At 56.4% G+C, this 20694-nt stretch carries 24 protein-coding genes and 1 riboswitch; of the genes, 13 read left to right on the plus strand and 11 right to left on the minus strand.

Annotation, left to right across the window (positions count from 1 at the left end; all coding sequences use genetic code 11):
* The 6 genes from VGP75_RS19655 to VGP75_RS19680 all read right to left on the minus strand — a co-directional run.
* Nucleotides 1-988: FecCD family ABC transporter permease (locus VGP75_RS19655; RefSeq protein WP_327545262.1), on the minus strand; the 988-nt coding region annotated here is incomplete at its 3' end.
* Between the two features lie 3 nt (nucleotides 989-991).
* Nucleotides 992-1936 (minus strand): ABC transporter substrate-binding protein, encoded by a 945-nt coding sequence (locus tag VGP75_RS19660; RefSeq protein ID WP_327545263.1) that lies wholly within the window; start codon nucleotides 1934-1936, stop codon nucleotides 992-994.
* Between the two features lie 12 nt (nucleotides 1937-1948).
* Nucleotides 1949-2731 (minus strand): ABC transporter ATP-binding protein, encoded by a 783-nt coding sequence (locus VGP75_RS19665; RefSeq protein ID WP_327545264.1) that lies wholly within the window; start codon nucleotides 2729-2731, stop codon nucleotides 1949-1951.
* A complete protein-coding gene (locus VGP75_RS19670) occupies nucleotides 2728-3135 on the minus strand; it encodes a DUF1636 family protein (protein ID WP_327545265.1) in 408 nt (135 codons plus the stop codon). Before VGP75_RS19670 ends, VGP75_RS19665 begins: the two co-directional genes overlap by 4 nt.
* 120 nt (nucleotides 3136-3255) lie before the next feature.
* Nucleotides 3256-3472: riboswitch (cobalamin riboswitch) on the minus strand.
* Nucleotides 3473-3549: 77 nt separating this feature from the next.
* Nucleotides 3550-3888 carry a hypothetical protein gene (locus VGP75_RS19675; RefSeq protein WP_327545266.1) on the minus strand — a complete coding sequence of 113 codons (339 nt, stop codon included), beginning with the start codon at nucleotides 3886-3888 and terminating at the stop codon, nucleotides 3550-3552.
* A gap of 96 nt (nucleotides 3889-3984) precedes the next feature.
* On the minus strand, nucleotides 3985-5580 hold the full coding sequence (locus VGP75_RS19680) for a GMC family oxidoreductase (protein ID WP_327545267.1): 1596 nt from the start codon (nucleotides 5578-5580) through the stop codon (nucleotides 3985-3987).
* A 106-nt stretch (nucleotides 5581-5686) separates the two neighbouring features.
* Here VGP75_RS19680 and VGP75_RS19685 point away from each other — a divergent pair, with 106 nt between their 5' ends.
* From VGP75_RS19685 to fnrL, 5 genes are all read left to right on the plus strand, one after another.
* Entirely contained in the window at nucleotides 5687-6919 is a 1233-nt protein-coding gene (locus VGP75_RS19685) for a TRAP transporter substrate-binding protein (protein ID WP_327545268.1), read from the plus strand.
* A gap of 124 nt (nucleotides 6920-7043) precedes the next feature.
* On the plus strand, nucleotides 7044-7712 hold the full coding sequence (locus VGP75_RS19690) for a TRAP transporter small permease (protein WP_327545269.1): 669 nt from the start codon (nucleotides 7044-7046) through the stop codon (nucleotides 7710-7712).
* On the plus strand, nucleotides 7712-9070 hold the full coding sequence (locus VGP75_RS19695; RefSeq protein ID WP_327545270.1) for a TRAP transporter large permease: 1359 nt from the start codon (nucleotides 7712-7714) through the stop codon (nucleotides 9068-9070). Before VGP75_RS19690 ends, VGP75_RS19695 begins: the two co-directional genes overlap by 1 nt.
* Nucleotides 9071-9077: 7 nt before the next feature.
* Nucleotides 9078-9857, plus strand: coding sequence for an IclR family transcriptional regulator (locus VGP75_RS19700; protein ID WP_327545271.1), 780 nt, complete (start codon nucleotides 9078-9080; stop codon nucleotides 9855-9857).
* Between the two features lie 94 nt (nucleotides 9858-9951).
* Nucleotides 9952-10674, plus strand: coding sequence for a transcriptional regulator FnrL (gene fnrL / locus VGP75_RS19705; protein WP_327545272.1), 723 nt, complete (start codon nucleotides 9952-9954; stop codon nucleotides 10672-10674).
* Between the two features lie 29 nt (nucleotides 10675-10703).
* Here fnrL and VGP75_RS19710 read toward each other — a convergent pair whose 3' ends face one another.
* Nucleotides 10704-11537 (minus strand): putative universal stress family protein, encoded by an 834-nt coding sequence (locus tag VGP75_RS19710; RefSeq protein ID WP_327545273.1) that lies wholly within the window; start codon nucleotides 11535-11537, stop codon nucleotides 10704-10706.
* A gap of 221 nt (nucleotides 11538-11758) precedes the next feature.
* On the opposite strand from VGP75_RS19710, the gene ccoN reads away from it, so the two are divergent.
* From ccoN to ccoP, 4 genes are read left to right on the plus strand one after another with little or no spacing between them, the layout of a single operon-like run.
* Entirely contained in the window at nucleotides 11759-13354 is a 1596-nt protein-coding gene (ccoN, locus tag VGP75_RS19715; protein WP_327545274.1) for a cytochrome-c oxidase, cbb3-type subunit I, read from the plus strand.
* 13 nt (nucleotides 13355-13367) lie between these two features.
* Nucleotides 13368-14123 (plus strand): cytochrome-c oxidase, cbb3-type subunit II, encoded by a 756-nt coding sequence (ccoO, locus tag VGP75_RS19720; RefSeq protein WP_327545275.1) that lies wholly within the window; start codon nucleotides 13368-13370, stop codon nucleotides 14121-14123.
* Between the two features lie 12 nt (nucleotides 14124-14135).
* Nucleotides 14136-14327 carry a cbb3-type cytochrome oxidase subunit 3 gene (locus VGP75_RS19725; protein ID WP_327545276.1) on the plus strand — a complete coding sequence of 64 codons (192 nt, stop codon included), beginning with the start codon at nucleotides 14136-14138 and terminating at the stop codon, nucleotides 14325-14327.
* Complete coding sequence (gene ccoP, locus VGP75_RS19730) at nucleotides 14324-15196, plus strand: cytochrome-c oxidase, cbb3-type subunit III (RefSeq protein ID WP_327545277.1); 873 nt, start codon at nucleotides 14324-14326, stop codon at nucleotides 15194-15196. The genes VGP75_RS19725 and ccoP overlap by 4 nt, the downstream gene beginning before the upstream one ends.
* Nucleotides 15197-15329: 133 nt before the next feature.
* Here ccoP and VGP75_RS19735 read toward each other — a convergent pair whose 3' ends face one another.
* The gene (locus VGP75_RS19735; protein ID WP_327545278.1) at nucleotides 15330-15617 is read right to left on the minus strand and encodes an SH3 domain-containing protein; all 288 of its coding nucleotides are present in this window, start codon (nucleotides 15615-15617) and stop codon (nucleotides 15330-15332) included.
* A gap of 53 nt (nucleotides 15618-15670) precedes the next feature.
* A complete protein-coding gene (locus VGP75_RS19740) occupies nucleotides 15671-16171 on the minus strand; it encodes an Lrp/AsnC family transcriptional regulator (protein ID WP_055687399.1) in 501 nt (166 codons plus the stop codon).
* 164 nt (nucleotides 16172-16335) lie between these two features.
* Here VGP75_RS19740 and trxB point away from each other — a divergent pair, with 164 nt between their 5' ends.
* Nucleotides 16336-17304, plus strand: a complete 969-nt coding sequence (trxB, locus tag VGP75_RS19745; protein WP_327545279.1) for a thioredoxin-disulfide reductase — start codon at nucleotides 16336-16338, stop codon at nucleotides 17302-17304.
* Between the two features lie 172 nt (nucleotides 17305-17476).
* Complete coding sequence (locus VGP75_RS19750; protein WP_327545280.1) at nucleotides 17477-19192, plus strand: bifunctional sulfate adenylyltransferase/adenylylsulfate kinase; 1716 nt, start codon at nucleotides 17477-17479, stop codon at nucleotides 19190-19192.
* Between the two features lie 46 nt (nucleotides 19193-19238).
* Here the strand turns inward: VGP75_RS19750 and VGP75_RS19755 are convergent, their stop codons facing one another.
* On the minus strand, nucleotides 19239-19463 hold the full coding sequence (locus VGP75_RS19755; RefSeq protein WP_076661025.1) for a DUF1150 family protein: 225 nt from the start codon (nucleotides 19461-19463) through the stop codon (nucleotides 19239-19241).
* A gap of 3 nt (nucleotides 19464-19466) precedes the next feature.
* A complete protein-coding gene (locus VGP75_RS19760; RefSeq protein ID WP_327545281.1) occupies nucleotides 19467-19880 on the minus strand; it encodes an Hsp20 family protein in 414 nt (137 codons plus the stop codon).
* Nucleotides 19881-20043: 163 nt separating this feature from the next.
* Between VGP75_RS19760 and VGP75_RS19765 the strand changes: the two genes are divergently transcribed.
* Nucleotides 20044-20262, plus strand: a complete 219-nt coding sequence (locus VGP75_RS19765) for a YdcH family protein (RefSeq protein WP_327545282.1) — start codon at nucleotides 20044-20046, stop codon at nucleotides 20260-20262.
* Nucleotides 20263-20334: 72 nt separating this feature from the next.
* The coding region (purE, locus tag VGP75_RS19770; RefSeq protein WP_327545283.1) for a 5-(carboxyamino)imidazole ribonucleotide mutase at nucleotides 20335-20694 on the plus strand (360 nt) is incomplete at its 3' end.

A 20694-nucleotide genomic window follows, 5' to 3' on the forward strand; every position in this document is an offset into this window, starting at 1 on the left:
TAGGGATGTCATCGGGGGCCATAACTGTGCGCGCAAAGATATCCGCCCACAGCAGAAAGATCGCACCGCAGATGGCAGAAACGGGCAGTACGCGGGTGTAATCGCCGCCGACAATCAGGCGTACGATATGGGGGATCATCAGGCCGACAAAGCCGATGATCCCTGAAAACGCCACCATCACGCCGGTGATGAGCGCGCCGACCACGAAGATCGTCAGGCGAAACCGGCCGACGGGGATGCCTAAGGTAGCGGCGGTCTCATCCCCGATCGTCATTGCGTTAAGGTTGCCAGCGTTGGCCCAAAGGTAGGCGCCGCATACCAGAAGGATCGCCAGCGGATAGATCAACTGGCTCCATTGCGCGAGGCCGAGGCCGCCGAGCATCCAGAAAACGACGGTGTGAACCGCGCGCGGATCACCCAGAAAGATCAGCACGTTGGCGGCGGACATCACGATGAACGAGACCGCTACGCCAGCCAGCACCAGCCTGTCGGCGGTGGTGGCGGCGGCAAATTGTGCGACCCCGAGAACGATCAACGTGGCGCCGAGTGCACCAAGAAAGGCCATCAAGGGCACGGTCAGGAGCCCAATAAAGAGCCCCGTGTGCAAAAGCGCGAGGATCGCGCCGAACGCGGCGCCTGCGGATATGCCCAAGAGATGCGGGTCGGCCAGCGGGTTACGGGTGACCGCTTGCAGACTGGCCCCAACGATAGCAAGACCCGCACCAACCAGACAGGCAAGGATCGCGCGGGGAAAGCGAATGTCCCAGACGATGGCCTCGCGCCCGGCGGACCAGTCTGCATTGATTGCGCCGGGGGCGATCTTGTGCATCAGGATGCCCCAGACCGTCGGCAGCGGGACCGACACCGCGCCTACACTGATCGCCACAGAGATTGACAGAAAAAGCGCCACGAACCCCAGCCCAAAGGTCAGCCGGAGCCGGGCCTTGTGCGGGCTGAGGGTCGTGATCTGTCTGTCGGCCTGATCCATCCGCTAGTCTGCGCGGAACGCGGCAGCGAGCGTTTTGACAGCTTGGATGTTGCGTGGTCCCGGCGTTGCCTCGACATACTCCAGTACGACGAAGCGGTCATTCCTGACGGCATCAAGATCGGCGAATGCCGGGTTCGTCATCATGAAATCGCGCTTTTGTTCGGCGGTCACTTCGCCGTAATTCACGATGACGATGATCTCGGGGTTCCGCTCTACAACGGCTTCCCATCCGATGGTGGCCCAGCTTTTGTCCAGATCGTTCAGGATGTTCACGCCACCTGCGGCCTCAATCAGGGCGTTCGGCATGGCGTAGCGGCCCGCAGTAAAGGGTGCGTCCTCGCCGCTATCATAGACAAAGACGCGGGGCGGGGTGGCCAAGGGCGGCAGGTCGGCCAGAAATGCGGCAAGATCGGCCTCGTAACGTGTGATCAGCGTCTCGGCGCGGTCCGACACACCGAAGATGGCACCAAGATTGCGTAAATCGGTATAGAGATCATCCATTGAGGCGGCGGTCCGCTGGCCTTCCTGCCCGATATGGATGCAGCTTTCGGTCAGTTCATAAACCTGAATACCAAAAGGGGCGAGCGTTTCGGGGGTCACTTCGCCACCCACGCGCATGCCATAGTTCCAGCCCGCAAAGTAGAAATCCGCCTCTGCGCCGATCAGCACCTCCTTGGAGGGGTATTGTTCGGAGAGTTCGGGTAGTTCCGCGACCCCTGTGCGCATGGTTTCGTCAAGTTTGTTCCAGCCGGAAATGCCAGTGTAGCCGACCATGTGGTCGGTCAGGCCCAGCACCAGCATCATTTCGGTGAGATTGATGTCATTGGACACGGCTGCCTTTGGTGGGGCGTCGAAAGTCACCTCGCGCTCACAGCTTTGGACGGTGGTTTGGGCAAAGGCGCTGGTTGCCGCGACGCTGAGGATTGCGGTTGCAAGTCGTAATTTCATATGGGGGCTTCTTTAGGTTGGCAGATGAAAGGAAAGGTGGTTGGCGTCGCTGGGGGCGAGTTTTTCACGGCGCGCGTTGACGCGGAATGTGTCAGAGACCAGTGTTTCGGTCAAAAGCGTGTCAGGCGATCCAAAGCCACGGGGGTGGCCGTTTTCCAGCACAAGGATATCGTCGCAGATATTGGCGGCCATGTTGAGATCGTGCAGTGACACGACGATCGTCAGATCAAGCTGCCGGATCAGGGCGAGCACTTCGAGTTGGTGACGGATATCGAGGTGGTTGGTGGGTTCGTCCAAGATCAGGATTTGCGGCTGTTGCGCAAGGGCACGCGCGACCATGACGCGCTGGCGTTCACCACCAGAGAGCGTGCCGAAATCGCGGTGTTCCAAGCCTTGCAGGTCCAGCAGGGCTACGACCTCGTCGATCACGGCGTTGTCCTGCGGGCCTGCGCTGGCATAGGTCTGGCGGTGCGGTGTGCGCCCAAGTGCGATGATTTCGCGCACACTCAGGCCAAATGCGGCGGCTTGTTCCTGCAAGACAGCCGCAACGTGTTGGGCTGCTTTGCGTGCGGGCATGGCCCAGATATCCTGACCGTTGATTTCCACGCGTCCAGTGCTGGGGGCATGATAGCGGTAGAGCAGCCGCAAGAGCGTTGATTTACCTGCACCATTCGGCCCGACGACACCAAGCACGCGGCCCGCGGCGACCTCAAAACTTGTCGGGTGAAGGACGGGGGCCATGCGCCGATGGGGGCGCCAGCTTGCGTCGGTGACTTTCAGATGTGCACCGTTCATGATGCAAGCACCTTGCTGTCTTGCAGGGCGATCATTGCGGCCGGCACGCGGGCCAGTGTGGATTTGCGCAGTTTGCCGGGGCGGTCCACCGAGGAACACCAGCCGTCATGTAGAACGGCGTATTGTTTGGCAAAATCGACAAGGTCGTCGATATCGTCCTCGGGTGTGATATCGCCGAAAAGGTACGTCGCTTTTTGGGTGCCGTGATAGGCGACCGTACAGGGGCGGTCGCAGCCTGCCATGCAAGCAACGCCCGAAATGGCAAAGTCTTCGGCAATGCTGTCGCCCGCTGCGGAAATGGCTTTGCGCAGTTTTTCAATAAGTTCGTATCCGGGGCGGCATTCCGTCCCCTTGTGTCTACACGATGTGCAGACCGTGATGCGGTGTTGTGTTGTCCGGTCCATGCAGCCCTCCGCGCATAAGCGGGGGGACGAAAGGGCATGTTTGTGGGGCCAAAAGAGCCGTGTTCACCATCATGTTCTCCGCTCCGGACACCCCGCCCGGTTTGAGTTTCTCGTGGTACATCTCTGTACCCTTTGATGGCAGGTCTCCTGACTTCGCGGGTCGCTGCTTGCCCGATCCTTCCCGAGCTTGCGCTCAGTGGTGATCATCGGGGTCGCTCGCCGCTCACAGTTGCGGGGGCAGTCACGGATTCGGCGCGCTTTGGCTCTTCCTCACCGTATTCCCTTTTCATCCCAGACGCATTTTCGGCGACAGGGAACCATCGCAGCCAAGGTCCGCGATTCCGACGGAGTGGTCAAGTGCATAGTTGACAGATGGCGGTGTCAATCTGTCGGTCTGAACGCCCGTACCGTACCCTAGAGAAGCAGATCGGCCAATCCAAACTGTGCCCCGATGATACCGATAATGATGCCAAGGGGTAGGCCGAAAGCCATAACAAGGGGCTTTCGCGGTTTTTGGAGTTGTCGAGGTGCAGAGAGCCTTCCAGTCGAAATAAATTCGAACACCCGTTCTAAAATCAGATAAATGACGATGAAACCTGCCGAAAGGGCGATGATCATCAGGATGCTGCCCCAGGCGCCCATGGTGGCAAGTGCGAATAAGCCATCGATTGCCAGACCAAGAAATACACCGACCGCAACAAGCGCAGCGAAGTTGAACCAGTCAAAGGTCTGCATTCTCTGTCGTTTTTTCATATTTCAGAACCTCTCTGGAGCAAACGGGTCAAAATAGGAATCAAGTGTGATCACGCGCCCTACAGGCAGCTTGATATCGTGCGCGTCACTTGCTTCCTAGACATCCTCCAGTATCAGGTCTGACGCTTTTTCGCCGATCATGATCGCGGGCGCATTTGTGTTGCCTGATACGATTTCTGGCATGATCGAACAATCTGCGACCCGTAGCCCTGCAATGCCATGCACCCGCAGCCGCGCGTCAACCACGGCCTCTTTGCCTTCGCCCATCTTGCAGGTGCCCGTCGGGTGATAGATCGAGGCGGTGTTGTTGCGTGCCCAATCCAGTGTCGCGTCATAGTCGTCCATCGGCAGATCGGCATGGGGCCGGAACTCTTCGCTGATTTTCGAGGTCAGCGGCGCGTGCCGCGCGATTTTACGTGCAATATTGACACCCGCGACGACCGTGCGGCAGTCGGTTTCGGTCGACAGATAGTTGGGGATGATCTTGGGATAGGTCTTGGGATCGTTGCTTTGCAGCCTGATCTCGCCTTTGCTTTCGGGGCGCAGCTGACAGACCGACATGGTAAAGGCCGAGAATTTGTCGGCCCCTTTGCCCGGGTTTTCGGCCGAGAGCGGTTGGACGTGGAACTGGATATCGGGCGTTTCCACGTCTTCGCGTGTTTTCAGAAAGCCCGTGGCAAGACTGGCGGCCATGGTCATGGGGCCGGCACGGAACATCAGGTACTTCAGCCCGATTTTAGCCTGCCCGAAGAGTGAACTGACCTCATCATTCAGCGTAGGTTCGTTGCATTTGTAAACAAGCCGCGCCTGCAAATGATCCTGCATGTTTTTGCCCACACCCGGCAGATCGTGCAGCACATCAATGCCGTTTTCGGCCAGTTGTGCCGCTTCGCCGATGCCTGAAAGCATCAGGATTTGCGGCGAATTGATCGCACCGCCTGACAGCACGATTTCCTTGCGGGCCTTGATTGTGTGCTGGGTGCCGCTGCGGTCGGTGTAGGTCACACCTGTCGCGCGTTTTCCTTCGATAATGACCTTTTCAACCTGCGCATGTGTGATGATTTGCAGGTTCTCACGCGATTTGACCGGATTGAGATAGGCCACCGCCGCACTGCACCTGCGCCCGTTGCGTGAGGTAAGCTGAAAAAAGCCCACGCCTTCCTGATCAGCGCCATTGTAGTCGGGATTGAATTTATAGCCTGCGGCCTGCGCCGCTGCGACCCATGCATCAGTGATCGGGCGCTGGATGCGCATGTTAGAGACGGACAGCGGCCCTTGGTCGCCGTGGTATTCATCGGCGCCGCGTTCATTCTTTTCAGCGCGCTTGAACAGGGGCAGCACATCGTCCCAACCCCAACCGGTGTTTCCCATTTGCCTCCAGCGGTCATAATCCTGCGGCTGGCCACGGACATAAAGCAATCCGTTAAGCGACGAAGACCCGCCTAGAACTTTGCCGCGCGGCCATTCGATGGACCGGCCATTCAGGCCCGGATCAGGCTCTGTCTTATAGCACCAGTCCACCTTGGGATTATGGATCGTTTTGAAATACCCCACCGGAATATGGATCCACGGGTTAAGATCACGCCCGCCTGCCTCAAGCAGAATCACCTTATGGGCAGGATTCGCACTGAGGCGATTTGCAATGACGCACCCTGCAGAACCTGCGCCTACAACTATAAAATCCGCTTCCACTGCTTCTTTCTCCCTCAATGTGAAAAAACTCTATGCAGATTGCGAATACTATACTAGGCTTTTTTGGAACTATTAGTCTCAATAATTGACATCATGGGAGGAAGTCATGGGAGTGAGTGATAAACTAAGCGGCATTTCGCGGAGGGATCTGTTCAAGTTGGCAGGCCAATACGGAATGAGCTCTACGCTGATGGCAGCGGGTACATTCGGCGGGGCGATGAGCCTTGCAAATTTGGCCTCTGCCGCAGAATCGACCTATGAGCGCCGCTTCTCGAAAGAGGCCAAATATAATCTCAAATTCGGCGCATCAGGCTTTAATGCTCGCAACCTGCTGATCGAGCGCGCTGGCGCGCTGGAATTTGCACGTGACTTGGAAGCACGTACAGACGGCGAGATTCGCATTGAATTTATCGGCGACAACCAGATCTGTGGTCAGACATCCTGTGCTGAGAAAACGCAGCAAGGTATTGTCGATATCTATGCTGCTTCGACACAGAACTCTGCCGGTACTGCACCTTACCTGAACGTTCTGGACTATGCGTATATGTTCCGTAGCCGCGCGGACCAGTATCATTTCCTTTATTCGCCTGCGTCCATGCGGCTGCTGCGCGAACCCTATGAGCGCCGTCACGGTCTGAAGTTCCTGTTCAGCCACGCCGAATTGCGCGGCATCCAGATGGGTCTGAGCTGGGAAGACAAGCCGACGGTCACATCGGTGGAACAACTTGCCGGTACAAAGAACCGTGTCACGGGTACACAGCTTGGCCGTATCGCGATGGAAGCGCTGAACCTGAACCCTGTTCCTGTGGCTTGGGAAGAAACACTTGATGGTCTCAAGCAGGGCCTGATTGATGGTGCGGAAACATGGGCATCTGCGGTGGCTTATGCCAACATGGCGCCAGTTGTATCCCAGTCGGTTCACCTGAACTTCTTCTGCGGTACAGAGCACACAGCGATGTCTGCCTCGGTCTTTGATGGCCTTGAAGGGTATCTGCAGGACGCGGTGATGGAATCGGCCTATTGGGCGCAAACACATGTTCAGGCTGCAAACGAAGTGGCCCTGATCAACACTGTTGGCCAGTCCGATCCGCAGCTTCCAAATACGATCTTTGCACAAAACAACGTGCGCAACGCGTTCTTGTCTGCTGAAGAGATCAAGAAAGCCGAAGAAATGTGTTCACCTGAATACCAGCCTGCACTCTGGGAAGAGTGGCGCGAGCGCCTGAACGGCTGGTCCGGTGGTCTGGACACATATCAGGAGATCTATGACGAGGTCCGCACAATTGACGCGAACACCTTGCCTGAGAACGTTGAACCACGCCGCTGGTGGAAAAGCTAACGCGGCCTTCCTCTGACGCGCAATTTAAGGGCCGGCCGAATGGGAGTTCGGTCGGCCCTTTTCATCACAAGAAGAAAATGGCTGCATAAATGCAGTACAGGGACACATTAGGGGGGAGACCTAAATGTCGATAATCGCTGAAGCAGTGGCCGTAATTCCGGCCTTGTTCTCTGGCAGTGCGTGGGAGAAGCGTCAGGCATTCGATGCGGATGGCATGTGGCTCTTCTGTTTTGTCTACACGTTTCTGGGTGGCCTCGCGGCACACTACTTCTACAAATTTCTTCCTTTTATGGAACGCCATCTGGAGCGCACGATTTCGGTCGTGATGTACCTGATCATTGCAGGCATCATCTGTTGGGGCGTAATTGACCGGTTTGTCTTTTCAAGCCAATGGTCCGGGTCAACGACAATCCCGCCTTTCCTTTTCATGGTCATGGCGTGGTTCGCTTGTTCGTATAACGTGAAACTGCGGACACACCTGAGTTTCAGTGAATTCCGCTCAAAGATGCCGCCGTCCGGTCAAATGGCGACACTCACACTTGATGCGGCCCTTTGGTTCGGGTTCTGCTGGATCGCAATCACGACATCGCTGCGGTTTACCGCACTTTCCGCTGACAACTTCCAATTGGTCGATGGCGTCGATGACATCATGAAATGGTGGTTCTACACAACAATACCCGTCGCCTTTACGCTCATGTCCGGACGTGTGATCGGGAACTGGCTGGAAGACTGGAATAACTACAAGTCTGGTGACCAGATCATCAAGCAAGCCGTCATCGGGGGAGACGTCTAATGGCCGATAGTACATGGATTACACTTATCTCATTGGGCGTGACGCTTTTTTTCATGCTCGGAACACCCGTTCTGCTGGTCATCTTTTACTGGGTTATCGGTATCAGTTTTGTCATCGACCTGCCTTTGGCGAATACAGGTAACGAGTTGATCAACGTGTTCAGCAAAGGCTTTGCCTTGCTGGCGATGCCGCTCTTTATCCTCACCGGCGATCTGATCAACCAGTCTGGGATAGCCCGACGATTGTCGGATTTTGCCTATTCGGTGCTGGGCTGGTTGCGCGGTGGTCTTGCCATGGCCTCGATCGCGGCCTGTGGTCTCTTTGCTGCGATCTCGGGGTCCAACTCGGCGACGACGGCGACGATCGGTTCAATGCTGCACCCCGAAATGGTCAAGGGCAACTATGATGAACGTTTCTCGGCGGCGACTGCTGCGGCGGGGGGTACGGTGGGGATTATCATTCCGCCTTCCATCATCTTTATCGTCTATGGCTTCCTGCTGAACCTGCCGATTTCTGACCTGTTTGTTGCGGGTATCATCCCGGGGGCGTTGATGGTTCTGGGTATGATGACCGCAGCGTTCATTATTTGCACGATCAACGGTTGGGGTGTTCTGATCGGCCTGTCGGTTTCGCGGATGATCAAGACAGGTATCGGCGCATGGTTGGGATTCTTTGCCATCGGTCTGGTGCTTTGGGGCATCTACACCGGTAAGTTCTCGCCCACCGAGGCGGCAGGTGTGACCGTTGGTTTTTGTGTGTTCATCGGCTTGGTATCTTATCCGCTGAACCGGATCATGGGCAGTGCCTCTGATGTTCCGGTAGAGCAAAAGAGCTATGCATCAATGCTTGTTGTCCAAGGCTTTACCGTTCCACAGATCCCGTCGATTGTGTCACGGTCTGCCCAGATCTCGGGCATCCTTGTCCCGTTGATTGCCGTGTCGGTCGCAATGCAGCAGGTCATGTCATCCTTGGGTGCCAGAGAATTTATCGGTGAATTCGTGACCGGTATGGGGGGCTATTATGCGGTTCTGTTCACGTCGATGGCGATTGTTTTCGTGACCGGCATGATCCTTGAATCCCTGCCTGTGACGATCATTCTTGCACCGATCCTTGCGCCCATTGCGGCATCGGTCGGCATTGATCCGATCCACTTTGCGGTTGTGTTCCTTGTGGGTGCATCCATCGGGTTTGTGACGCCGCCTTATGGACTTAACCTTTATGTCGCCTCAGGTGTGACGGGTGTGCCCTACTTCCGGTTGTTGCGCTACATCGTGCCCTACCTTATTGCACTGATTGCAGTCTGGTTCTTTGTGGCACTTGTTCCGGAAACTGCGCTCGCAATTTTGCCGGATAGATAATGTGACGATGATTGACGACGAAAATGATGAGGCCGCCGGCCAAATCCCGACCAATCTAAGGCTTTTGTTGCTTTTAGAAGAAGTCGCCAAGGCCGGTGTCCCCGTCACGCCGTCAGTTATCAACGAGACCATGAAGTTGCCCAAGCCGACGATCCACAGGCTTTTTGCAACGGCAGAGGCGGAAGGGTTCCTGCAACGCGACATTGACGGCCGGTCCTATAGTCCCGGCCGTCGGATGCGGATACTTGCGATCAATACCCTGTCGTCCGAGCGGATCAGAACCGTGCGTTTGGCAGTCCTGAAATCCTTGGCGCTGTCGGTTGGCGAGACCTGCAATATTGCGATCCCTGAGCGCGAGGGGATGTTCTATCTGGACCGCGTGGAAACCCATTGGCCGCTGCGCATCCAGCTGCCTGTCGGCACACAGGTCCCCTTTCACTGCACCGCCAGCGGAAAAATGTATCTGTCAACGCTGCGCCCTGACTATCTTGACCGGTTCCTGAAGAACAACGAGTTGCGCCGGCAAACGGACAAGACGATCACGGACCCCGCGCTGCTCCGAGAGGAACTGGCGAAGACGCGAGAGCGGGGCTATGCCACGGATGACCAGGAATTCATGCCCGGCATGAGCGCCATTGCCGTGCCAATTCTGGATGACCGAGGGAGGCTCTTGTCGACACTCTCGATTCATGCGCCCGAACAACGGGTACAGGTCACGGAACTGACAAAACATCTTGAGACATTGCGGGATGCAGCAGACGAATTGGCCGCCATTGCCGGGCGGTGACTGGAGAACAAAGCCGCTGAAGCAAATGCGTCTTTGAACCTGAGCCGGAATTGCGCCATATTGCGAATAGCCAATAAGACCGGGGAATTCCAAAATGACACTCGCCGTGCCAAAGCTGCGCTCCTGCAATGATTGTCCCATTCGCTATAGTGCAGTCTGTTCCAAATGTGAGCCTGATGAATTGCTTCAGCTGGAAGAGATCAAATACTACCGCACTTATGCTGCGGGCCAGCCGATCTTTTTTGGTGGTGACCCGCTGGAATTCGTGGGGTCAGTTGTGTCGGGTGTCTCCAGTCTGATGCGGACATTGCCTGATGGCCGTGTCCAGATGGTGGGTTTGCTTTTGCCGGGCGATTTTATGGGGCGCCCCAATCGCGATACGATCGACTGTGACGTCGTCGCGGAAACCGATGTCATGCTGTGCTGTTTCCGGCGCAAACCCTTTGAGAAGATGATCCTTGACACACCGCATGTCGGCCAGCGTCTGCTTGAGATGACCCTCGATGAACTGGACGCTGCCCGTGAGTGGATGCTGGTCCTGGGCCGCAAGACTGCACGCGAGAAGATCGCGTCTTTGTTGCATATGATCGCTGTGCGGATGGCATCATTGAAGCCCGGTGAAACGGCGGAGACCACCTTCACCTTGCCGATCACCCGCGAGACGATGGCCAACTATCTGGGCCTGACGATTGAGACCGTAAGCCGCCAGATGTCCGCCTTGAAGAAAGACGGGCTGATCGCCTTTGACGAACGCCGTGATATTCGGGTGCCCGATCTAGACGCCTTGAAGGCTGAAACGGGAGAAGAAGGCTTCTAGCCGTCATCTCTGGCCCCGTGCCAGATATCCTAACGCGACATCAAGATTGGCAGGTCAGCCAGTTCTAGCAAGTCACGCGTCGCGCCGCCAAAGACAGCCTCGCGTAGCCGTGAGTGGCTATAGGCACCGCTGACGATCATTTTGGCACCAACCTCTTTCGCGCGGCGCAACAGGATGTCGCCGACATGGGGTTCGGTTTTGGCCAGAACGGCGACTTCGGATTTTGTGCCGTGCCGCATCAGGTATTGCGCCATCGCCCCACCCGGATCCGAGCGGTCGGCGGCATGCATCGGCGGATCAATGATGCAGATATCGGTAATGTCGGCTTGTTCCAAGAGCGGCATAGCGGCACGCGCCGCAGCCAGCGCTTCGGCTCCGTCGTTCCATCCCATCAGCACATGACCGCCCGCATCGGGCGCTTTGCAGCCTTTGGGGATCATCAAGACGGGTCGTTCGGCGGCGAAAAGGCAGGCCTCGACAAGCGACGCGGCTTCGGGGTTGTCCTGATAGGGGCGGGGCAAAACGACCAGATCAGAGAATCGCAGCTTGCGCGCCAGATAACCCGTCAGGGCAGGGCCTTGCACGGTGGCGGCCTGTGATGACCAGCGCACGACTTCGGCGCGCATCCTGTTGGAAAGCCAGGTTTCGATGGCCTCGCGCTCGGCCATGGCGTCAGTGGTCTGTTGCGCCACCATCAGCGCCTCGGACCCCAGATAATAGTTGTATGTTTCGGTATGGCTGATCGTCACGACATAAACGTCGAGATGTGCATCCATCCGGTCTGCAAGCGCGATGGCCGCGTCTAGTGCTTCTGCGGATTGTTCTTTGTCGGTGAGAATCGTCGCGATAATCTTGTATGACATTGGTCCGGCCTTCCCCATATCGGTCTTACGTTTGGGGGCGATCGTTCGCGCAAAACCGCCTCTTGCAAGAACACTGACTTTCTTTGCGCCGCGTGACCTTGATCCATATCAAGCGCACCATTGATCCACATCAAAGACCCACCGCGCCCCAGATTCCATAAGCGAAAGAACCAAGTAGCCGTCGGACCCATTTGCGATCCGGCATAAGAAGGGGATCACTTATGGGGAACTACATAAAGTTGATAGCATTGGGGGGTATCACGCTCTTCGCTGCTCTCGCTGCAAACTGGGGGCGTGATATTGCGTATATTGTGCACGCCCTCATCATTATGGTCGTTGCCGCCTTTATGTTTGTGCGCGTTCTGCGCCAGATGGAAGCGCCGGTTTACGCAACACCTGACGGTTATATGGACGATGTTGTCCGTGCCGGCGTGATCGCCACCGGATTTTGGGGTGTCGTGGGGTTTTTGGTCGGGGTGGTCATCGCCTTCCAGCTGGCCTTTCCAGCGCTTAATTTCGAGGTGCTGCAACCCTACGGCAACTTTGGACGGCTACGCCCACTGCACACCAGTGCGGTGATTTTCGCGTTCGGGGGGAATGCCCTGATCATGTCGTCCTTCTACATCGTGCAACGTACCTGCGGCGCACGGTTGTGGGGTGGCAATCTCGCGTGGTTTGTTTTCTGGGGCTACAACCTCTTTATCGTTTTGGCTGCGACCGGCTATCTGCTTGGTGCGACGCAATCGAAGGAATATGCCGAGCCTGAATGGTACATTGATATCTGGCTGACTGTGGTCTGGCTGGCGTTTCTGGCGGTCTTTTTGGGCACACTCTTTAAACGTGTCGAAAAGCACATCTATGTTGCGAACTGGTTTTTGCTGAGCTTCATCGTCACGGTGGCGATGCTGCATCTGGTCAACAACCTGAGCATCCCCGTCAGCATCTGGGGCAGCAAATCCGTGCAGGTCTTCTCGGGCGTGCAGGATGCGATGGTGCAGTGGTGGTATGGCCACAATGCGGTGGGCTTCTTCCTGACGGCGGGTTTCCTTGGCATGATGTACTACTTTGTACCCAAGCAGGCCGGGCGTCCGGTGTTTTCATACAAACTGTCCATCATCCACTTCTGGGCGCTGATCTTTCTGTATATCTGGGCGGGTCCACACCACTTGCACTACACCGCTTTGCCTGATTGGGCATCGACCCTTGGTATGGTCTTCTCCATTGTGCTTTGGATGCCCAGCTGGGGCGGTATGATCAACGGCCTGATGACGCTGCAAGGCGCATGGGACAAACTGCGCACCGATCCGATTATCAGGATGATGGTGATCAGCCTTGCCTTCTACGGGATGTCCACATTCGAGGGCCCGATGATGTCGATCCGCGCGGTCAACAGCCTGTCGCACTACACAGACTGGACCATCGGTCACGTGCACTCCGGCGCACTTGGCTGGAACGGAATGATCACGTTCTCGGCGCTTTACTTCCTCACACCTAAGCTTTGGGGGCGCGCACAGATGTATTCCATGTCTGCAATCAACTGGCACTTCTGGTTGGCCACAATCGGTATCATTCTCTACGCGGCCTCGATGTGGGTGACGGGGATCATGGAAGGCCTGATGTGGCGCGAAGTCGATGCAAACGGGTTCCTAGTGAACAGCTTTGCCGACACCGTTTCCGCGAAGTTCCCGATGTATGTGGTCCGTGGTCTGGGTGGGGTTCTCTACCTCGCTGGCGCCGTGATCATGGTCTGGAACATGTACATGACCATCCGTGGCGGGGCGAAAGTCCACGCACCGGTTGGCGTGCCGGCAGAATAAGGAGGGCTGAGAAATGTCTGATACACAAAACACACCAGCCAAAGGCTTCCTTTCCAAACACGCGATCCTTGAACGCAGCCCGACGATACTACTCGTTTCCTCCCTTTTGGTGGTGTCGGTGGGCGGGATCGTGGAAATCGCACCTCTCTTCTGGCTCGAAAACACAATTGAAGAGGTAGAGGGGGTGCGACCCTATTCCCCGCTCGAACTGGCGGGGCGAGACGTCTACATCCGTGAAGGGTGCTATGTGTGCCACAGCCAGATGATCCGCCCCATGCGGGACGAGGTGGAACGCTATGGCCACTACTCGCTTGCAGCGGAATCCATGTACGATCATCCGTTCCAGTGGGGGTCCAAGCGGACCGGGCCAGACCTGGCCCGTGTGGGCGGCAAATACTCGGATGCTTGGCATCTTGATCACCTGATTGAGCCACGCTCGGTTGTCCCGGAATCGATCATGCCGGGTTATGCCTTCCTGCTCGATACGCCGGTCAATGCAGAGTATACCGCCGATCTCGTGGCGACCCACAGATTTGTCGGCGTGCCGTATACCGACGAAATGATCGAAGTGGCGGCGGCGGACGTCTTGGCGCAAGCCGACCCTGACACCGACTCCTATGACGAGCTGTTAGAAAGGTATCCTGGCGCACAGATCCGCAACTTTGATGGGGAACCTGGCGTGTCCGAAATGGACGCCTTGATCGCTTATCTGCAAATGCTGGGCACAACGGTCGACTTCTCGACCTTCACCCCAGACGCAAGCCGCTAAGGAAGCATGGAAATGGAAAACACATCTCTCCTGAGCCAGATGGCAGAAAACTGGATGCTGCTGGTGATGTTCACGCTGTTTGTCGGCGCAATCCTCTGGGCCTTGCGCCCTGGGACCCGTGCCCTGCACAGCGACACCGCCAACATCCCTTTCCGTAACGAGGACCGCCCCGGTTCTTCCGAGACTGAGGAGCTGCAGAAATGAGCAGCAATGACCAAAAAGACATCGACGAAGTCACAGGCACCGATACAACGGGTCATTCTTGGGACGGCATCAAGGAACTCAACAACCCGTTGCCGCGCTGGTGGCTGTGGACTTTCTACATCACAATTGTTTGGGCCATCGCCTATACGATCGCCTATCCGGCATGGCCGATGGTCAGCAAAGCGACGGCCGGTTTGCTCGGCTATTCGACACGTGGCGAAGTCGCACAGGACATCGCCCGTTTTGAAGATGCGAATGCCGAGATTTCGGCGCAGCTGGCCTCTGCTGACCTTAATGTGTTGAATGAAAACCCGGAACTGATGCGTTATGCGAATTCTGCCGGTGCTGCGGTTTACCGCAATAACTGCTCGCAGTGCCACGGTTCCGGTGCGGCCGGTTTCACCGGTTATCCCAACCTTCTGGATGATGATTGGCTCTGGGGTGGTGATTTCGACAACATCGAATACACGATCCGTCATGGCATCCGGAACGAGGAAGACTGGGATGCGCGGTATTCCGAGATGACTGCCTACGACGATATCTTCAGCAATGAAGAAGTGGATCAGGTCGTCCAATATGTGCGTCTGATTTCAGGTCAGGAGCATGACGCGGCGCTGGCTGAGGCGGGAACGGAATTGTTCCTCGACAACTGTGCCGCCTGCCACGGCGACGACGGTGCGGGCAACCGTGATCTGGGTGCGCCCAACCTGACCGATGCGATCTGGCTCTACGGTGGCAGCGTGGATGCGCTGGAACAGACTGTCCGCTATTCCCGCTTTGGTGTCATGCCGCCTTGGGGTGAACGCCTGACAGAGGCGCAAATCAAGGCAGTCACCGCTTATGTCCACCAATTGGGCGGGGGCGAATAAGGATCACTGGCCTCGGAACATCTGTTCGCGCATAAATCTGATGGCTATGTGAAGGAGAGGGCGTCCGCGAAAGTGGGCGTCCTTTTCTGTGATTTATTTCAATGGCCCGAAACGATTTGGCGCGCCTTCGGGATCAATTTTCTGAAATGTAGTCAGCCGACACATAGCCTGAAATTCGCGGAGCATCAGCAAGTGAAACCTTGCACCACCGTTGGCCAACTTCGGTAACACAGTCTTTCAGATCAAGGACCGTTCCCTCAGGCAAACCTAAAACAATATTAAACCCAAGCCCCGGGCCAGAACGCAATTTGAGCAGTTCGTCAGGACCAGTGCCTTGAACCAGCGTGCGCCCACCGCTTTGCAAAGCGCAACCGCCGGCAAAAAGCATCAGAAATAGGAAGGGAAATGCACTGCGCTTCATCATCCGGCCTTAAGGTTTCACATAATTTTTTGACATTAACTGCGTACGGAAGATTACGCCTCTTGCGCCAACCGTGCCTCTAGAACGTCGAACGGCACGCCGGGTTCATCCTTGGCGCCACGGATCACCAGAGACGTTTTCACGGATGCGACGTTGTCGGCGCTGGTCAGTTCCTCGGTCAGGAAACGCTGGAACGTGCGCAAATCAGGGGCGACGCATTTGAGGATGAAATCCACCTCGCCATTCAGCATGTGACATTCGCGCACCAGCGGCCACGACTTGCAGCGGTTTTCAAATGCGCTCAGGTCCGCCTCGGCCTGACTGACCAGCCCGACCATCGCAAAAACCTGTACCTCAAAACCCAATTCGCGGGCGTTGACATCGGCATGATAGCCTTGGATATAGCCTTGCTCTTCCAAGGTACGCACACGGCGCAGACATGGCGGGGCCGAGATGCCCACACGTTTCGCAAGCTCGACGTTGGTCATGCGACCATCGGCCTGCAGTTCCGCCAGAATCATGCGGTCGATTTCGTCTAGTTTGGTCCCTGGCATCGGATGTTCCCTGATATTTTTGCAAATACTACGTCAAGATGGGGTTGCACGCAATATTATTTCAAGGGTCCGCAACAAAATAACGCGAGTTATGCACCACGACTTGGCCTTTTATCATCGCCCGCAGAGGGCTATATCGAAGGGAGATTTTAGGAGAAGCTGCCATGACCGACACGCGCCACATCAAAGTTTTGATCATCGGATCGGGGCCCGCGGGCTATACGGCAGGCGTATACGCCGCGCGCGCGATGTTGGAACCGGTCTTGATCCAAGGGATCGAACCTGGCGGGCAGTTGACGACCACGACCGAGGTCGAAAACTGGCCAGGCGATACCGAAGTGCAGGGGCCTGATTTGATGGTCCGGATGGAGGCGCACGCCCGTGCGATGGGCTGCGAGATCGTGGGCGATATCGTGACCGCGCTTGATCTGCAAAACCGTCCCTTTACGGCCACCTGTGACAGTGGTGCGGTCTATACCGCCGATGCGGTGATCCTATGCACCGGTGCGCGTGCCAAATGGCTGGGGCTGCCGTCGGAAGAGAAATTCAAAGGGTTCGGTGTCAGCGCCTGTGCGACGTGCGATGGCTTCTTCTATCGTGGCCAAGAAATTATTGTCGTGGGTGGCGGCAACACAGCCGTGGAAGAAGCGCTTTTCCTGACAAACTTTGCATCCAAGGTCACGCTTGTGCATCGCCGTGACGAGTTGCGCGCCGAAAAGATTTTGCAGAACCGTCTGATGAATAACCCCAAGATTGAAACGCTGTGGTTCCATGAGATTGATGAGGTCTATGGCGCAGATAGCCCCTTGGGCGTGGAAGGCGTGCGTGTGAAACATACGCAGACCGGTGAAGTAACCGAGATCCCTGCGAAAGGTGTGTTCGTGGCGATCGGGCATGCGCCAGCGTCCGAACTGGTCAAGGACCAGTTGGAGACTCACAATGGCGGCTATGTCAAAGTAGCCCCCGGTACGACGAAGACGGCGATCCCGGGTGTCTTTGCTGCAGGTGATTTGACGGACCACGTCTATCGTCAGGCGGTCACCTCTGCCGGGATGGGCTGCATGGCGGCGCTGGATGCAGAAAAATACATCGCCGAGTTGGAAGATACGCAGGCTGTCGCGGCTGCCGAGTAGGTTTCCACCCTGCGGCCATTAAGGTCAGTGTTCCTATCTGCGACCTTGAAATAGGACGCTAACCCTGCATTTGCAGGGCCAAGGACATTATTGGTTTTTTTCGATTTGGCCGCTAGACAAGCCCCTTGGGCCACGTCTATGCCACGGTCAACTGACCTTTAGCGTATTTGAGATGACCATGTCGCATGATCTGACACCTGTTCCAGAACTCTATGTTTCTTACGAGAGCTCCCAGAAGATGAAACTGGAAGCCGCTGAGCTGACCAGCCATGATCTGACACCACGCCAGATTTGCGATCTGGAACTGCTGATGAACGGGGGCTTTAACCCGCTCAAAGGGTTCCTGGGCCAGGCCGATTACGAAAGCGTTGTCGATACCATGCGTCTGGCTGACGGCACGCTTTGGCCGATGCCGATTACGCTGGATGTGTCCGAGGGTTTTGCCGAGACAATTGAGATTGGTCAGGATATTGCGCTGCGCGATCAGGAAGGTGTGATCCTTGCCACAATGACCATCACTGACAAATGGGTGCCGAACAAGGCGCATGAGGCAGAGAAAGTCTTTGGTGCCGATGATAGTGCGCATCCGGCGGTCAATTACCTGCACAACACGGCCGGCGCTGTTTATCTTGGTGGTCCTGTGACAGGCATCCAACAACCTGTGCATTACGATTTCCGCGCGCGCCGCGACACGCCAAACGAATTGCGCGCCTATTTCCGCAAGCTGGGATGGCGCAAAGTTGTCGCGTTCCAGACGCGCAACCCGCTGCACCGCGCGCATCAGGAACTCACGTTCCGCGCTGCCAAAGAGGCGCAGGCGAACCTTTTGATCCATCCGGTCGTGGGCATGACCAAACCGGGCGATATTGATCACTTTACCCGCGTGCGCTGCTATGAGGCAGTGCTTGATCAATACCCTTCATCCACCACCACAATGTCCTTGCTGAACCTTGCCATGCGCATGGCCGGCCCGCGCGAGGCGGTCTGGCACGGTCTGATCCGCAAAAACCACGGTTGCACCCATTTCATCGTCGGTCGCGATCACGCAGGCCCCGGCAAGAATTCTGCGGGCGAGGATTTTTACGGCCCTTATGATGCACAAGACCTGTTCCGCGAGCATCAGGAGGAAATGGGCATCGAAATGGTCGACTTCAAGCACATGGTTTATGTGCAGGACCGCGCCCAATATGAGCCTGCGGACGAGATTTTGGATAAGGATGATGTGACGATCCTCAATATCTCGGGCACTGAACTGCGCCGCCGCTTGTCCGAAGGGCTTGAGATTCCTGAATGGTTCTCGTTTCCTGCTGTTGTTGAAGAACTGCGCAAGACGCGCCCCCCACGTGCAGAGCAGGGGTTCACTGTGTTCTTCACCGGATTTTCGGGGTCCGGAAAGTCCACGGTCGCCAATGCGCTGATGGTCAAGCTGATGGAAATGGGCGGGCGTCCGGTCACGCTTTTGGACGGCGACATCGTGCGTAAGAACCTGTCATCTGAGCTGGGTTTCAGCAAAGAGCACCGCGATCTGAACATTCGCCGGATCGGCTATGTGGCCTCCGAGATCACGAAGAACGGCGGCATCGCGATCTGTGCCCCGATTGCGCCCTATGCGGCGACCCGACGTGCCGTGCGCGAAGATGTCGAGCAGTTCGGCGCGTTTATCGAAGTGCATGTCGCGACTTCAATCGAGGAATGCGAGCGGCGCGACCGCAAGGGGCTCTATAAGCTCGCACGTGCAGGCAAGAGCAAGGAATTCACGGGCATTTCAGACCCCTATGATGTGCCTGAAAACCCTGAACTGCGCTTGGAAACCGAGAGTGTGCCTGTGGACAACTGCGCGCATCAGGTGATCCTGAAGCTGGAAAGTCTCGGGTTGATCAAAGGCTAACGTATTGAGTTCAAAGGTAAGGTGGATCAAGATCCACCTTACCTATTTAATGCACCGTGACAGGCTGCATGTTGTTTTCGCGGGCCAGATGAAAAGCCAGCTTGCGATCAGCAACCAGAGCAAGTTGTTCGCCATCGGCGTTGTGGACTGAAAACAGCTCTTCCAGGTCACCGACGCGTTCGCGCATTTCCTCGGGAAGGTCGGTTGCAAGGATAGGTTTCACATAGACGATGCCTTGCCCGAGCTTTTCGAGATCGAATTTGGTATTCATGACTTATCCCTTCCTGATTTTGATCGTTTGAACGACACGCTGCGGGACCGCGCGGGTCAGATCGACGTGCAGCAGACCGTTTTCCATGATCGCCTCGCCGACATCGACGCCATCGGCCAGTACAAAAGAGCGCTGGAACTGACGCGCGGCGATCCCGCGATGCAAGAAGATGCGGCCTTCGCTGTCGTCAGACTGGCGGCCACGGATCACCAGCGCGTTATCTTCAACTGTAATCGAGAGATCATCTTCTCCGAAACCGGCAACGGCCAATGTGATCCGGTAAGAATTTTCCGAAGTCTGTTCGATGTTATAGGGCGGGTACCCTTCGTTGCCGCTTTTCGCGGTTCGTTCGACCAGCCGTTCCAGCTGTTCAAAACCCAATAGGAACGGATGCGTCCCCAAAGCCAATTTTGTCATAAGACATGCCCTTTATTGAAGCGACTGTCAGGTTGTGGTCCCGTTGCGGCGACCGTTGTTAAAAATATGGGTGTGGATGGGGTATTGATCAAGAGGAAGTATTAGGTTCTTGATGCTTTCACACTATAGAGTGGGGCAATACCCGCCTCTGAATGAGCTGTTGATGAACACTTCGAACAAAATGGAAGAAGTAGAGGTCCTTCGGGTCAAGCTGGAGGTGCTGCGCCGCGAGCATCGTGATCTGGACGAAGCGATTGAGGCCCTGCATGAGCGCGGCTCGGCTGATATGCTCACCATCAAGCGGTTAAAGAAGCAAAAGCTGGCGCTGAAAGACCGGATTGCCCAGCTCGAAGACCGCATTTTACCCGATATCATTGCATAACACGCCAGAGGGCATTGCCGCGCCGCCGGGCTTGGCTATAGTGCCGCTTCGTTTTGAAGGTGGGACATTATCATGAGCAAACCCCTTGTCGGTATCATTATGGGCAGCCAGTCGGACTGGCCGACGATGCGTGAAGCGGCAGATGTGCTGGATGCTTTAGGGGTTCCCTATGAGACCAAGATCGTCTCGGCGCACCGGACCCCTGATCGTCTGTGGGACTATGGCAAGACTGCTGTGGACCGTGGTTTGCAGGTCATTATTGCAGGCGCAGGCGGTGCAGCGCACTTGCCCGGCATGATGGCGTCGAAAACCCGCGTGCCTGTGGTAGGCGTGCCGGTGCAGACGCAGGCGTTGTCGGGCGTCGATAGCCTCTATTCCATTCTGCAAATGCCGCGCGGCTTTCCTGTGGCAACCATGGCGATTGGTGCGGCG

The sequence above is a fragment of the Yoonia sp. genome, assembly GCF_036007805.1.
In the GTDB taxonomy this organism is placed as follows: domain Bacteria; phylum Pseudomonadota; class Alphaproteobacteria; order Rhodobacterales; family Rhodobacteraceae; genus Yoonia.